At 73.4% G+C, this 14,399-nt stretch carries 13 protein-coding genes; 10 read left to right on the forward strand and 3 right to left on the reverse strand.

Annotated features, from left to right (window positions below; genetic code table 11):
- The 4 genes from B0E53_RS22990 to B0E53_RS23005 all read left to right on the forward strand — a co-directional run.
- Positions 1-572, forward strand: a 572-nt coding sequence (locus B0E53_RS22990; RefSeq protein WP_146167736.1) for a CocE/NonD family hydrolase, incomplete at its 5' end; no start/stop codon positions are given.
- A 165-nt stretch (positions 573-737) separates the two neighbouring features.
- Positions 738-1,646, forward strand: coding sequence for a hypothetical protein (locus B0E53_RS22995; RefSeq protein WP_107077961.1), 909 nt, complete (start codon positions 738-740; stop codon positions 1,644-1,646).
- Between the two features lie 108 nt (positions 1,647-1,754).
- A complete protein-coding gene (locus B0E53_RS23000; protein ID WP_107077962.1) occupies positions 1,755-2,330 on the forward strand; it encodes a metalloregulator ArsR/SmtB family transcription factor in 576 nt (191 codons plus the stop codon).
- 56 nt (positions 2,331-2,386) lie between these two features.
- Positions 2,387-3,667 carry an MFS transporter gene (locus B0E53_RS23005; protein WP_107077963.1) on the forward strand — a complete coding sequence of 427 codons (1,281 nt, stop codon included), beginning with the start codon at positions 2,387-2,389 and terminating at the stop codon, positions 3,665-3,667.
- 51 nt (positions 3,668-3,718) lie between these two features.
- Here the strand turns inward: B0E53_RS23005 and B0E53_RS23010 are convergent, their stop codons facing one another.
- On the reverse strand, positions 3,719-3,922 hold the full coding sequence (locus B0E53_RS23010) for a cold-shock protein (RefSeq protein ID WP_013287480.1): 204 nt from the start codon (positions 3,920-3,922) through the stop codon (positions 3,719-3,721).
- Positions 3,923-4,088: 166 nt separating this feature from the next.
- Between B0E53_RS23010 and B0E53_RS23015 the strand changes: the two genes are divergently transcribed.
- Positions 4,089-4,775 (forward strand): 50S ribosomal protein L11 methyltransferase, encoded by a 687-nt coding sequence (locus B0E53_RS23015; RefSeq protein WP_107077964.1) that lies wholly within the window; start codon positions 4,089-4,091, stop codon positions 4,773-4,775.
- A gap of 91 nt (positions 4,776-4,866) precedes the next feature.
- Positions 4,867-5,487, forward strand: a complete 621-nt coding sequence (locus tag B0E53_RS23020; RefSeq protein WP_107077965.1) for a VTT domain-containing protein — start codon at positions 4,867-4,869, stop codon at positions 5,485-5,487.
- A gap of 19 nt (positions 5,488-5,506) precedes the next feature.
- Here B0E53_RS23020 and B0E53_RS23025 read toward each other — a convergent pair whose 3' ends face one another.
- A complete protein-coding gene (locus B0E53_RS23025; protein ID WP_107077971.1) occupies positions 5,507-6,160 on the reverse strand; it encodes an MBL fold metallo-hydrolase in 654 nt (217 codons plus the stop codon).
- An 8-nt stretch (positions 6,161-6,168) separates the two neighbouring features.
- On the reverse strand, positions 6,169-6,885 hold the full coding sequence (locus tag B0E53_RS23030; RefSeq protein ID WP_107077966.1) for a maleylpyruvate isomerase family mycothiol-dependent enzyme: 717 nt from the start codon (positions 6,883-6,885) through the stop codon (positions 6,169-6,171).
- A 292-nt stretch (positions 6,886-7,177) separates the two neighbouring features.
- Here B0E53_RS23030 and rsgA point away from each other — a divergent pair, with 292 nt between their 5' ends.
- The 4 genes from rsgA to uvrC all read left to right on the forward strand — a co-directional run bounded on the left by rsgA (position 7,178) and on the right by uvrC (position 14,015).
- A complete protein-coding gene (gene rsgA, locus B0E53_RS23035; RefSeq protein ID WP_107077967.1) occupies positions 7,178-8,182 on the forward strand; it encodes a ribosome small subunit-dependent GTPase A in 1,005 nt (334 codons plus the stop codon).
- A 210-nt stretch (positions 8,183-8,392) separates the two neighbouring features.
- The gene (uvrA, locus tag B0E53_RS23040; RefSeq protein WP_107077968.1) at positions 8,393-11,338 is read left to right on the forward strand and encodes an excinuclease ABC subunit UvrA; all 2,946 of its coding nucleotides are present in this window, start codon (positions 8,393-8,395) and stop codon (positions 11,336-11,338) included.
- Positions 11,339-11,491: 153 nt separating this feature from the next.
- Entirely contained in the window at positions 11,492-11,983 is a 492-nt protein-coding gene (locus B0E53_RS23045) for a Rieske (2Fe-2S) protein (protein WP_107077969.1), read from the forward strand.
- A 91-nt stretch (positions 11,984-12,074) separates the two neighbouring features.
- Positions 12,075-14,015 carry an excinuclease ABC subunit UvrC gene (uvrC, locus tag B0E53_RS23050; protein ID WP_107077970.1) on the forward strand — a complete coding sequence of 647 codons (1,941 nt, stop codon included), beginning with the start codon at positions 12,075-12,077 and terminating at the stop codon, positions 14,013-14,015.
- The last annotated feature ends 384 nt before the right edge of the window (positions 14,016-14,399 follow it).

Consider the following 14,399-nt stretch of genomic DNA (forward strand, 5'->3'; position numbering starts at 1 on the left):
CGGCCGCGTCCGCGCCCGACCGTTTCCGCTACGACCCGGCCGACCCCACACCGTCGCTCGGCGGCCCGCTGCTGGTCGCCCAGCGGGCCGGCGCGGTGGACAACCGGCCGGTGGAGGCCCGGCCGGACGTGCTGACGTACACCAGCGCGCCGCTGGCCGGGCCGGTCGAGGTGGCCGGCCCGGTGCGCGCGGAGATCCACGTCCGCAGCGAGCTGTCCTACCTGGACGTCTTCGTCCGGCTCTGCGACGTCGACCGGCGCGGGCGGTCCTGGAACGTCTGTGACGGCCTGGTCCGGGTCGCCCCCGGGCGCTTCCCGCGCGATCCGTCCGGTGTGGTGCGGGTGCCGGTCACCCTCTGGCCGGCCGCGCACCGCTTCGCCCCCGGGCACCGGCTCCGCGTACAGGTCTCCGGCGGCGCCCACCCGCGCTACGCGCGGAACCCGGGCACCGGCGAGCCGCTCGGCACCGCCGTCACTCTTCGTGCTGGCTGGCGGGAGGTCCTGCACGATCCCGAGCATCCTTCGGCCCTGGTGCTGCCCGTCGTCCCCGCACCGTCCACAGCCGGCCCATAGTTCCAGATAGTGCTCTGAGCTGGGCATCTACGTCCCTGTGTGGATATCCTCGGGGCAAGTGCCCGGTGCCGTGCAGCTATCCGGTGGGGCGCGTCCCCGGATCATGCGCCTTCACACGTAGTGATTGTCGCGTCCCGTCGGTCACCGATCCCGAGGGGAGATCCCATGACGTCGGCCCCGGCGAACCTGTTGGCCGTCCGCAGCCTGTTGCTCACCTACCTCAACGTGGACAAGAACACCGTACGGAGTCAGGACCTGGAGCCGGCCGAGGTCGGCATCGTCGGCGACCCCAACCACAAGGGCGGATACCACTGCGGATCCGACCGGGTGGTGCCCAACGACTACTCGGTGGTGGAGTCCACCCGGGACTCCTCCGGGCTGACCCTGCACGCGTCCGCCCTGGACGTCGGGACGTTCTCCGTCTCCTCCGGCGGCCACACCCACAACCTGCGTACCTTCTCGACCTGGTGCGTGTCGCAGTGCGCCGCGGGAGCCGGGGACGCCAGGGACATCCGGGAGATCATCTACTCCCCGGACGGCACGACGGTGCGGCGCTGGGACCGGTTGGGCAAGCGCACCAGCGGGGACAGCAGCCACCTGTTCCACACCCACTTCAGCTTCTTCCGTGACTCCACCAAGGCGGGCCGGGACCAGACCCCGCTGTTCCGTCGCTACCTCACGGCGATCGGCCTGATCGCCCCACCGAAACCGGAGACCGACATGGAACAGACCGACAAGCTCATCAAGAACACCGGATCCCCCACCCGGACCGTCGGCGACGTCCTGGCCGACCTGGCGAACCTGCGCAACTGGCTCTACTCGCCGGGCACCACCACCGGAGTGGTCGGCCCGCCCCCGGCGAACTCTCCGCTGCAGCAGATGCTGGACATGGTGCGGGCCTGGCCGGCGCTCGTCGCGCAGGTGACCGCGCTGTCCGGCAAGGACTTCACCGACGAGCAGCAGATCGTCACCGGGGTGCTCGCCGGGCTGCCGCCGGAGAAGATCGCCGCGGCGATCCCGCCGCAGATCGCCCGGGACGTGGCCGACGAGCTGTCCCGGCGACTGACCGCCTGACCGGGCCCGGTCCCGCGGCGAGTGCCGCGCCGCGGCCCGGGTTCGTCGCGACGGGAAAGCCCGCAACAGGTATTGCGCAAGACCTCTTGCGGATGTCATTCTCTCCTTATGGAGAAGCCCACCGTCCGGCACGTCACCGACTCCCGCGTCCTGGCCGCGCTCGCCCATCCGCTGCGCCGCCGCCTCATGGACGTCCTCAAGGTGTACGGGCCGTGCCCCGTCGGCCTGCTCGCCGAGCGCACCGGCCAGGCGCCGGCCAACGTCAGCCACCACCTCAAGGTGCTGGCCGCCGCCGACCTGGTGCTGGAGGCGCCCGAACTGGCCCGGGACCGCCGGGAGCGCTGGTGGCGGCTGCGGGACCCGGCGGTGCGCTGGTCCAACACCGACTTCGACGCCGACCCCGCCGCCCGGGCGGTGGCCGACGCGGCCAGCTCGCTGAACCTGGACCGGCACGTCGCCCTGGTCCGGGCCTGGCACGCCGCGCCCGACGAGGCCCACGCCGCCTGGGGCGACGGCCCGTTCAGCACCGACAAGTGGCTGCACCTGACCCCGGAGGAGCTGGCCCAGCTCAGCCGCGAGGTCACCGACCTGTTCGCCCGCTGGGCCGAGCGTCCCGCACCCGACGACGGACAGCGACGCGAGCCGGTCTTCCTGTTCGCGCACGGCATTCCGGGCCAGCCGTGAGCGCGAGGAGTGAGCCGGGTTTGCGAGCCCCGCAGTCGCGAACGAACCTTGGCGCAGTGACCGCCCCGGTCCGCCCCGCCGACCCGGCCACCGGGTCCCGGCCGCCCGGGGGACTGCTCCGGCACCGGGACTTCCGGCTGCTCTGGGCCGGGCAGACGGTCAGCGCCGTCGGCAGCAACGTGACCGCCGTGGCGCTGCCCCTGGTCGCGGTGGCCGTGCTCGACGCGACCACGTTCCAGGTGGCGGTGCTCACCGCCGCGGCCTGGCTGCCCTGGCTGCTGGCCGGCCTGCCCGCCGGGGCCTGGGTCGACCGGGTCCGCCGGCGCCCCGTGATGATCGCCGCGGACCTGGTCTCGGCGGCGCTGTTCGCCACCGTCCCGGTGGCCGCCCTGCTCGACCTGCTCACGGTCGGTCAGCTCCTGGTCGTCGCCCTCGGCGCCGGCCTGGCCCGGGTGTTCTTCGAGACCGCCGACCAGGTCTACCTGCCCACCCTGCTGCGGCCCGAGCAGGTGCCCGAGGGCAACGCCAAGCTGCACGCCACGCAGACCGCGAGTTACCTCGTCGGTCCCGGGCTGGCCGGCCTGATCGCCCAGCTGGCCGGCGCGGTGACCGCGGTCCTGCTCGACGCGGTGAGCTTCCTGGTCTCCGCCGCGTGCCTGAGCCGCATCCGGGCCGTCGAGCCCCGGCCGGGTCGCCCCGCCGGGTCGTCCTCGCTACGCCGGGAGGTCGCCGACGGGCTGCGCTTCGTGGTCCGGGACCCGTACCTGCGGGTGCTCACGGTCTTCGGCGCGGCCAGCAACATCGGGCTCACCGGCTACCAGGCGCTGCTGGTGGTCTTCCTGGTCCGCTCCGCCGGGCTGCCGGCCGGGCTGGTCGGGCTCCTGATCGGGCTGGCCAGCGTGGGCGGGCTCCTCGGCGCCGCCCTGGCCACCGGGCTCGCCCGGCGGCTCGGCTCGGCCCGCGCCCTGCTCGTCGCGGGCGCGCTCGCCGGCCCGCCGGCGCTGCTCATTCCGCTGGCCGGCCCGGGCGGCCGGGTGGCCTGGCTGGTGCTCGGCGGCGCGCTGGTCAGCCTCGGCGTCGCGGTGGGCAACGTGGTGAAGAGCAGCTTCCGGCAGACGTACACGCCGCACCGGCTGCTCGGGCGGGTGACCGTCAGCATGCACCTGCTGAACTACGGCACCATCCCGCTCGCCGCCCTGCTGGCCGGCGCGCTGGGCGCCGCGTGGGGACCGGCCGGGGCGATCCGGGCCATGACCGCCTGGCTCGCGCTGACCCCGCTCATCCTGCTGGCCGGGCCGCTGCGGCGGCACCGGGACCTGCCGGCCGCCGCGGCGTGAGTATGCGCTGCGGCGGCGGTCGGACCACCGACCGCCGCCACCGGCACGAAGCTACATCGGACGGACGTTGTCCGCCTGCGGGCCCTTCTGCCCCTGGGTCACCTCGAACTCGACCTTCTGGCCCTCGTTCAGCTCGCGGTAGCCGCTGGATTGAATGGCCGAGTAATGGACGAACACGTCCGGGCCTCCGCCGTCCTGCTCGATGAAGCCGAAGCCCTTTTCCGAGTTGAACCACTTGACCGTGCCGGTTGCCATGCGTCTCTCCCTGTTCAATGCGGGTGAGCACCGGTCGCGGCCGGTGATCGCCCTGTACCTTCCCGACAGTAACCGCCCGAAGCGCGATCCGCTGCCGGAAGTGCCGGCGTGGCTCACGAAAACGCCGTCGGCGGGAAAATCCCTCCGCCCCGGGGCGGCGGGGGGCATGCTTGCCCCGGTGAGGACACAGACGCCGCTGGCCGACCTGGAACGGGAGATCACGGCGCCCGGCGACGGCCTGGACCGGCTCCGGCTGGTCCACGCGCCGTTCGTGCCGGAAGTGCGCCTGCACCTCGCCGAGGACGCCATCCTCTGGTGGGCCCGGATGGAGGCGGCGGCCGGCCGGTCGCTGCCGCCGCCGTACTGGGCCTCGGTCTGGGCCGGCGGGCAGGCGCTCGCCCGGCACCTGCTCGACCACCCCGAACTGGCCGCCGGGCGGCGGGTGCTCGACCTGGCCGCCGGATCCGGGCTGGTCGCCATCGCCGCCGCGCTCGCCGGCGCCGACCGGGTGGTCGCCAACGACGTCGACCCCTGGGCGGTGGCGGCCGTGACGGTCAACGCCCGGGCCAACCGGGTGACGGTGGACACCACCGGGGACGACCTGCTCGACGGCACCGCCAGCGCCGATCTCGTGCTGGCCGGGGACGTGCTCTACGACGCCGGGCTGGCCGCGCGGGTGCTGCCGTACCTGCAACGGGCCGCCGACCGGGGCGTGCAGGTGCTGGTCGGCGACCCGGACCGGGGGCACCTGCCGCCGGACCGGCTGGAGCTGGTCGCGGCGTACCCGGTGCCCGTCACCGAGCCCTCGATCGACTCCCCGGTCCGCCGGGTCCAGGTCCTCCGTCCCCGCTGACCCCTCAGGGATCATCCGGAGCCGCACTAGGGGACCGGTGGGGGATCATGCCCGATGTGGTGGGTCGCCCCGGGGCCCTAGCGTACGGAGCATGACGGATCTGCTGGCCCAGGTCGGGGAGCTGCCCACCACCCTGCTGATGGGGATGCTGGGCATGGTCATGCTCGCCGACGCCGTACCCCTGCTCGGGGTGCTGGTCCCCGGCGACGCCGCGGTCCTCGCCGCGGTCGGCGCGGGCCGGCCGGCCACCGGCCTGGCGACCGTCGTGGCGGTGGTGGCCGGCTGCCTCGCCGGCTGGTCGCTGAGCTTCCTGGCCGGGCGGCGCTGGGGCGAGCGGCTGCGGCGCAGCCGCCTGGGTGACTGGATCGGCGAGCCGCGCTGGGCCGCCGCCGAGGCGCTGCTGCGCCGCGGCGGCGGGCGGATGGTGCTGGTGGCGCCGTTTTTGCCGGTGTTCAACGCGCTGCTGCCGCTGGCCGCCGGCGGGCTGCGGATGTCCTACCGGCGGTTCGTGGCCTGCGCGGCGCTCGGCGCGACGCTCTGGGCCGGCCTCTACGTCGCCCTCGGCATCACGGCGCGGGCGCTGACCGGGCTACTGCCCGGGGCGCCGAACCCGACCGTGCTCACCATGGCGGTCGGCCTGCTGCTCGCCGGTCCGGTGCTGCTCGGCACCCGGCACCGGCTGCGGGCGGTGACCGGCGCGAACGCCGGCTGAGCGGGCCGGCGCGCCGCGCTCACCAGCCGCGGGCCCGCCACTGTGGCAGCGCGGGTCGCTCGGCGCCGAGCGTGCTGTCCTTGCCGTGACCAGGGTAGAACCAGGTCTCGTCGGGCAGCCGGTCGAAGAGCTTCCGCTCGACGTCGTCGATGAGCTGGCCGAACCGCTCCGGGTCCTGCTCGGTGTTGCCCACCCCGCCGGGGAAGAGCGAGTCCCCGGTGAACAGGTGCGGCACGCCGGACGGGTCGCCGTAGAGCAGCGCGATCGAACCCGGGGTGTGCCCCCTGAGGTGGATCACCTCCAGCGCGCAGTCGCCGACCGGCACGGTGTCGCCCTCGCGCAGCGCCTCGGCGTCGATCGGCAGCCCCTCGGCGTCGTCGGCGTGCACCAGCGGGCGGGCCCCGGTCTTGGCGACCACCTCCTCCAGGGCGACCCAGTGGTCCATGTGCCGGTGGGTCGTGACGACCGCGGCCAGCCCCCCGTCACCGATCAGGTCGAGCAGGCGGGGCGCCTCGTTCGCCGCGTCGATCAGCACCTGCTCGCCGGTCTCCCGGCAGCGCAGCAGGTAGGCGTTGTTGTCCATGGGGCCCACCGACACCTTGCTGATGGTGAGCCGGTCGAGCTCGCGCACGGCCGGCGAACCGCCGGGCGTGACGTCTCCGCTGTAGGTCATGACGGTGTTCAGATCCATTCCGGTGGAGTCGGCAGGGGACCGTCGGGAGTGACGGTGAGCACCTCGCCCGCGCTGCGGCCGGTCAGCCAGGCGGCGAGTTCCGGCGCGGGGCCGGTGACCGTGGGCGCCCCCTCGGGATCACCCACGACGAGTTCGTGCCGGAAGCCGTCGAAGCGCAGCACCATGGCCGGCGCCGCCGGGTTGCCGGCCAGGCCGGCCGCCACCTCGTGCAGCAGCCGCTGGGCGAACGCGTCCGGCCAGTCGGCCGGCCGGTAGCCGGCGCCCAGGTCGACGTGGTGCACCTCGACCTCGCGCAGCCGGCCCCAGACCAGCATCGCCGCCGGCCACGGGCCGCGCCGGGTCTGCACGGTGGCCCCCCACGCCTCCACCGGCATCTCGGCGACCGCCGCGGTGAACCGCTGCGAGCTGCGGCGCAGGTCGTCCATGAGGTCCGCCGGTCCCCGGCCGGCCCCGGCCTCGATGTCGGCGGACCGGGCCTCGGGGCTGGCGTACATCGGGATGTCCTCGCCGGTGCGGGCGGAGGTGAGCAGGTTGACGAACCCGTCGGCGTTGCGGGCCAGGTGGGTGAGGACGTGGGCGCGGGTCCAGCCCGGCAGCAGGGACGGCGCGGCGACGTCGGCGGCGCCCAGGGCGGCCACGGTACGCAGCAGCCGGGTGGTCGCCTCGTCCAGCTCGCCGGTCAGCAGGAGGGGATCGCTCGTCACTCTGACTCCTCGGCTCGCGACTGCGGGGCTCGCAGGACCGGCTCACTCCTCGCGCTCACGCACCGACCCTAGCGGTAGGCCGGCGTCGCGTCGCCGGGGAAATCGCTTTCGGCGCGTCGGCGCGACCCCTACCGTCGGGGCCGACGGCTTCAGGTCACGGCGTGGCGTCAGACCCGACGGCCTGACGTCGTCGCAGGACGCGGGCACCGGGAGTCGGAGCGGAGGTGGTGAGCATGCCGGTCGTAGCACGCGTGTACCGCCATGAACGCACCTCGACACCGATGAGGACACCATGACCCTCGATCTGACCGCCCTCGGCTGGGACGCCGACCGGGCGGCGTACCTGAATCCACGCGGCGACCGCCGACCGGGCCGGGTGGCCCGCGTCGACCGCGGCGTCTGCACCGTGCTCCGCCCCGAGGGGCCCGTCCGGGCCAGCCTGGGCGGCGGGGTGCTGGCCGCCGCGGCCCGCGACCTGACCGCGCTGCCCTGCGCCGGCGACTGGGTGCTGCTGGCCACCTGGCCGGACGGGCCGGTCACGGTGGAGACCGTGCTGCCCCGCCGCACCGCGCTGATCCGGCGTACCGCCGGCAAGGACGCCCGGATCGAGCGGCTGCTCTCCCTGGCGCACGAGTCCGGCGCCGAGCCGCTCGTCGTGCTCACCAAGGCCGACCTGGCTCCCGACCCGGCGGCGGTGGCCCGGCAGCTCGCCGCCCTGGCGCCCGGGGTGCCGGTGCTGCCGGTCAGCGCCGAGCGCGGCGCGGGGCTGGAGCCGCTGCGGCGGTACATCGCGCCGGGGCGCACGCTCGGCCTGCTCGGGCCCTCCGGCGCGGGCAAGTCGAGCCTGGTCAACGCCCTGGCCGGGGCCGACGTGATGCGGACCCAGGCGATCCGCCGGTCCGACGGCAAGGGCCGGCACACCACCACCTGGCGGGCGCTGGTGCCGATCCCCGGCGGGGGAGCGGTGCTGGACACCCCCGGCGTGCGGGCGGTCGGCCTGCTGGACGGCTCGGCCGGCCTGGACCGGGCGTTCGCCGACATCGCCGAGCTCGCCGCCGGCTGCCGGTACGCCGACTGCGCCCACGAGGCCGAGCCGGCCTGCGCGGTGCGGGAGGCGCTGGACAGCGGCGAGCTGCCCGTCCGGCGCTGGGAGAACTGGCGGCGGCTCCAGCGCGAGGTGGCGTACGAGAGCCGGCGCCGGGAGGTCCGGCTGGCCGCCGAGCGCCGGGGTGGCTGGCGCGGCGGCCGGCGGCGGACCGGGCGTCCGGCGACCCCGCCCGGACCCGGGGCACTCTAGCGGTGTGCCGGGGCGGTCGGGCGGGCTTGCGTGGCTTCCCGCCCGACCGCGCTGACCTGGGGGAATGTCCGCGCGACGGAACTTGTCATACCTCGGGGCTAGAGTTGCCGAGGCGTCTTCCCTGCGCCTCGACAACCCTCGAAAACCGCTCAGACCCCGCGTCGGGCGGACAGATCCGCCTCACATTCTTCTTCCGGGAGCACACGCACCGTGGCCGACCGACTGATCATCCGTGGCGCGCGCGAGCACAACCTGCGTGACGTCAGTCTCGACCTGCCCCGGGACGCCCTGATCGTCTTCACCGGGCTCTCCGGTTCCGGCAAGTCGAGCCTGGCGTTCGACACCATCTTCGCCGAGGGCCAGCGCCGCTACGTCGAGTCGCTGTCGTCGTACGCCCGGCAGTTCCTCGGCCAGATGGACAAGCCCGACGTCGACTTCATCGAGGGCCTCAGCCCCGCGGTCTCCATCGACCAGAAGTCCACCTCGCGCAACCCGCGCTCCACCGTCGGCACCATCACCGAGGTCTACGACTACCTCCGCCTGCTCTTCGCCCGCATCGGCGAGCCGCACTGCCCGATCTGCGGCGAGCGGATCTCCAAGCAGAGCCCCCAGCAGATCGTCGACCGGGTGCTGGCCATGGCCGAGGGCACCCGGTTCATGGTGCTCGCCCCGGTCGTGCGCGGCCGCAAGGGCGAATACGTCGACCTCTTCGCCGAGCTCCAGGCCAAGGGCTACGCCCGGGCCCGGGTCGACGGCGTGGTGCATCCGCTGACCGAGCCGCCCAAGCTCAAGAAGCAGGAGAAGCACACCATCGAGGTGGTCATCGACCGGCTCAGCGTCAAGCCCGGCGCCAAGCAGCGGCTGACCGACTCGGTCGAGGCGGCGCTCGGCCTCTCCGGCGGCCTGGTGCTGCTCGACTTCGTCGACCTGGCCGAGGACGACCCGGCCCGGGAGCGCCGCTACTCCGAGCACCTGGCCTGCCCCAACGACCACCCCCTGGCGATCGAGGACCTGGAGCCCCGGGTCTTCTCCTTCAACGCGCCCTACGGCGCCTGCCCGGAGTGCACCGGCCTGGGCACGAAGAAGGAGGTCGACCCGGAGCTGGTCATCCCGGACCCGGAGCGCACGCTGCGCGAGGGCGCCATCCAGCCCTGGGCGACCGGGCACAACCTCGAATACTTCCTGCGCCTGCTGGAGGCGCTCGGCGAGGCCCAGCACTTCGACGTCGACACCCCGTGGCGGGCGCTGCCGTCCCGGGCGCAGAAGACGATCCTGCACGGCTCCGACGACCAGGTGCACGTCCGCTACCGCAACAAGTACGGCCGCGAGCGCTCCTACTACACCGGCTTCGAGGGTGTGATGCAGTGGATCGAGCGCCGGCACACCGACACCGAGTCGGAGTGGTCGCGGGACAAGTACGAGGGCTACATGCGCGACGTGCCCTGCGCGGCCTGCGGCGGCACCCGGCTCAAGCCCGAGGTGCTCGCGGTCACCCTGGCCGGCAAGAGCATCGCCGAGGTCTGCAACCTCTCCGTGGGCGAGGCCGCCGACCTGCTCGCCGGCATCGAGCTGACCGACCGGCAGAAGATGATCGCCGAGCGGGTGCTCAAGGAGATCAACGCCCGGCTGAAGTTCCTGCTCGACGTCGGGCTCGACTACCTCTCCCTGGACCGCCCGGCCGGCACCCTCTCCGGCGGCGAAGCGCAGCGCATCCGGCTCGCCACCCAGATCGGCTCCGGCCTGGTCGGCGTGCTCTACGTGCTGGACGAGCCCTCCATCGGCCTGCACCAGCGGGACAACCACCGGCTGATCGAGACCCTGCTGCGGCTGCGCGGGCTGGGCAACACCCTGATCGTGGTCGAGCACGACGAGGACACCATCCGGGTCGCCGACTGGATCGTCGACATCGGTCCGGGCGCCGGCGAGCACGGCGGCAAGATCGTACACAGCGGGTCGGTGCCGGCCCTGCTGGAGAACGAGGAGTCGGTCACCGGGGCGTACCTGTCGGGGCGGAAGTCCATCCCGACGCCGGTGATGCGCCGGCCGCAGACCCCGGGCCGCGAGCTGGTGGTGCACGGGGCGCGCGAGCACAACCTGCGCAACCTCACCGTGGGCTTCCCGCTCGGCCAGCTAATCGCGGTCACCGGGGTCAGCGGCTCCGGCAAGTCGACGCTGGTCAACGACATCCTGCACGCCGTACTGGCCAACCAGATCAACGGCGCCCGGCTGGTCCCCGGCCGGCACACCCGGATCACGGGGCTGGAGCACGTCGACAAGGTCGTCGGCGTCGACCAGTCGCCGATCGGGCGGACCCCGCGCTCCAACCCGGCCACCTACACCGGGGTCTGGGACCACATCCGCAAGCTCTTCGCCGAGACCACCGAGGCCAAGGTCCGGGGGTACGGTCCGGGCCGGTTCTCGTTCAACGTCAAGGGCGGGCGCTGTGAGGCGTGCTCCGGCGACGGCACCATCAAGATCGAGATGAACTTCCTTCCGGACGTCTACGTCCCCTGCGAGGTCTGCAAGGGCGCCCGCTACAACCGGGAGACCCTGGAGGTGCACTACAAGGGCAGGACGGTCGCCGAGGTCCTGGACATGCCGATCGAGGAGGCGGCCGAGTTCTTCTCCGCCATCCCGGCCATCCACCGGCACCTCAAGACCCTGGTCGACGTCGGCCTCGGCTACGTACGTCTCGGCCAGCCCGCGCCGACGCTGTCCGGCGGCGAGGCGCAGCGCGTCAAGCTCGCCTCCGAGTTGCAGAAGCGGTCCACCGGCCGGACGGTCTACGTGCTCGACGAGCCCACCACCGGCCTGCACTTCGAGGACATCCGCAAGCTGCTCATGGTGCTCGAGGGCCTCGTCGAGAAGGGCAACACGGTGATCACCATCGAGCACAACCTCGACGTGATCAAGTCCGCCGACTGGATCATCGACATGGGCCCCGAGGGCGGGCACCGGGGCGGCACCGTGCTCGCCACCGGCACGCCCGAGGAGGTCGCCGAGGTGCCGGAGAGCCACACCGGCCAGTTCCTGCGGCCGATCCTCAAGCTCGACGGCGCGGCCAAGGGCGCCAAGGCGGCCACCACCCGGGCGGCCAAGGCCAACGGCGGCGCGGTGAAGTCGCGTACCCGAAAGGTGCCGGCCGGGGCGCGCTGAGCGACGGATACGACGGGCGGGCCGACCACGGCCCGCCCGTTTCGGATATCCATTTCGTGACGCGTCAGTATGAACCGTGCGCCACAGTGGTTCGTGTCCTGAACTGAGACCACTGATCACGACGGGTGGCGGCAGCCGAGAGAAAGGCCGGACATGAGTGACGACGAGGTGCTGACCGGGCCGGGTGGGCAGACTCGCCGGGCCCTGCTGGCGGGTGCCGGCGCGGTCGGGGCGGCTGTGGTGCTGACCGCCTGCGGCGACGACGCGGGTGACACGGCGGGCGGCCCGGCTCCGACGAGCGCCGGCCCTCCCGGCGCCACCAACGCCGGCGATCCCGAGGGCGGAAACCGGGACAGCACCGGTCCGCTCGCCCGGACCACCGACATCCCGGTCGGCGGCGGAGCCGTCTTCGCCAGCCGGGGCGTCGTGATCACCCAGCCCGAGGCCGGCCAGTTCAAGGCCTTCGACCCGATCTGCACCCACCAGGGCTGCCCGGTGTCGAACGTCGACGGCGGCACCATCAACTGCACCTGCCACAACAGCCGGTTCTCGATCACCGACGGCTCGGTGAAGCAGGGCCCGGCCACGAGGCCGCTCGCGCCGAAGAACATCAAGGTCACCGGCGAACAGATCGCCCTGGCCTGACCGTCCCGGCGTGTGCGTCCCCCGCCCCGCCCCGGTGGCGGGGGACGCGCGGCGACGGCCGGGTGTCGGGGGTGCGGACTAGGCTTGGCGCGTGGCTGACCCCTCGACCTACCGTCCCGCGCCTGGCACCATCCCGGAGTCGCCAGGGGTCTACCGCTTCCGCGACGGCACCGGCCGGGTGATCTACGTCGGCAAGGCGCGCAACCTGCGCAGCCGGCTCAACTCCTACTTCGCCGACCCGGTCAACCTGCACCAGCGCACCCGGCAGATGGTCTTCACCGCCGAGTCGGTGGACTGGATCACCGTCGCCACCGAGGTCGAGGCGCTCCAGCAGGAATACACCTGGATCAAGCAGTACGACCCCAGGTTCAACGTCCGCTACCGCGACGACAAGTCCTACCCCTACCTGGCGGTCACCCTCGACGAGGAATACCCGCGGCTGCAGGTGATGCGCGGCGCCAAGCGCAAGGGGGTGCGCTACTTCGGGCCGTACTCGCACGCCTGGGCCATCCGCGAGACGCTGGACCTGCTGCTCCGCGTCTTCCCGGCGCGGACCTGCTCCTCCGGGGTGTTCAAGCGGGCCGGCCAGGTCGGCCGGCCCTGCCTGCTCGGCTACATCGGCAAGTGCTCCGCGCCCTGCGTCGGCAGCGTCACCGCCGAGGGGCACCGGGAGATCGTCAACGGCTTCTGCGACTTCATGGCGGGTCGCACCGACACGATGGTCCGCCGGCTCGAGAAGGACATGCTGGAGGCCAGCGAGCAGCTCGAGTTCGAGCGGGCCGCGCGGCTGCGCGACGACGTGGCGGCGCTGCGCCGGGCCATGGAGAAGCAGACCGTGGTGCTCGGCGACGGCACCGACGCCGACGTGGTGGCCTTCGCCGACGACCCCCTGGAGGCCGCGGTCCAGGTCTTCCACGTCCGCGGCGGCCGGGTCCGCGGCCAGCGCGGCTGGGTGGTGGAGAAGACCGAGGAGCTGACCACCGGCGACCTGGTGCACCACTTCTGCACCCAGGTCTACGGCGGCGAGGAGGGCGAGGCCGACGTCCCGCGCGAGCTGCTCGTCCCCGAGCTGCCCGGCGACGTCGACGCGCTCGCCGACTGGCTCTCCGCCCGGCGCGGCAGCCGGGTGTCGCTGCGGGTGCCGCAGCGCGGCGACAAGCGGTCGCTGCTGGAGACCGTCGAGCGCAACGCCAAGGACGCGCTGGCCCGGCACAAGCTCAAGCGGGCCGGCGACCTCACCACCCGCAGCCAGGCCCTCGACGAGATCGCCGACGCGCTCGGCATGCGGACCTCCCCGCTGCGCATCGAGTGCTTCGACGTCTCCCAGATCCAGGGCACCGACGTGGTGGCCAGCATGGTCGTCTTCGAGGACGGCCTGCCCCGCAAGAGCGAGTACCGCCGGTTCATCGTGCGGGGCGCCACCGACGACCTCTCCGCCATGTCCGAGGTGCTGCGCCGGCGCTTCGCCCGCTACCTCGACGCCCGCGCCGAGACCGGTGAGATCGGCGAGGAGACCGCCGGCGACCCGGACCGGCCCGGCATCGACCCGACCACCGGGCGCCCGCGCAAGTTCGCCTACCCGCCGCAGCTCGTCGTGGTCGACGGCGGCCCGCCGCAGGTGGCGGCCGCCGCGCAGGCCCTCGCCGAGCTGGGCATCGACGACGTGGCGCTCTGCGGGCTGGCCAAGCGGCTGGAGGAGGTCTGGCTGCCCGACGACGAGTTCCCGGTCATCCTGCCGCGCACCTCCGAGGCGCTCTACCTGCTCCAGCGGGTACGCGACGAGGCCCACCGCTTCGCCATCACCTTCCACCGCCAGCGGCGCTCCAAGCGGATGACCGAGTCGGCGCTGGACAACGTCCCCGGCCTCGGCGAGGTACGCCGCAAGGCCCTCCTGCGGCACTTCGGCTCGCTGAAGCGGCTCTCCGCGGCGACCGTGGAGGAGATCACCGAGGTGCCGGGGGTGGGCAAGCGGACCGCCGAGGCGATCCTGGCCGCCCTCGACGAAGGCGCCCAGCGCACCCCCAGCGCCTGACCCCGCTTCCCGCGCTGCCGGACGGTCTGCCGGGTTCTCGCAGGGTAGGTCGCAGCGCGGAGTGCATGTGGCGGCGACGTTGTTCGCCCACGTGGGTTGCCGCGCCTCGGAGATGAAGGCATGCGCTCCACCCGCTGCCGCCGTTCCCTCTCACAGCGGTACGGCCCGGGCTTCGGTGGAACGTCATGGGTGTCTCGGGGGCCCGGGAGACACCCGTGACGTTCCACCCACCGTCGGCTGTCCCATCTGCTGTGGCGCAGGATGGGCGGAACGTCCGCCCTGTCCGTTGATGTCCGGTCCGTGTGGCCCCGCTCTGGGGTCGGTGTCCGGTTTCGGCGACGTTGGGTGGTGGCCGGCGCCACCGTGGTGGCGGAATCATGGCGG

The sequence above is a fragment of the Micromonospora sp. MH33 genome, from assembly GCF_003013775.1.
In the GTDB taxonomy this organism is placed as follows: domain Bacteria; phylum Actinomycetota; class Actinomycetes; order Mycobacteriales; family Micromonosporaceae; genus Micromonospora; species Micromonospora fulviviridis.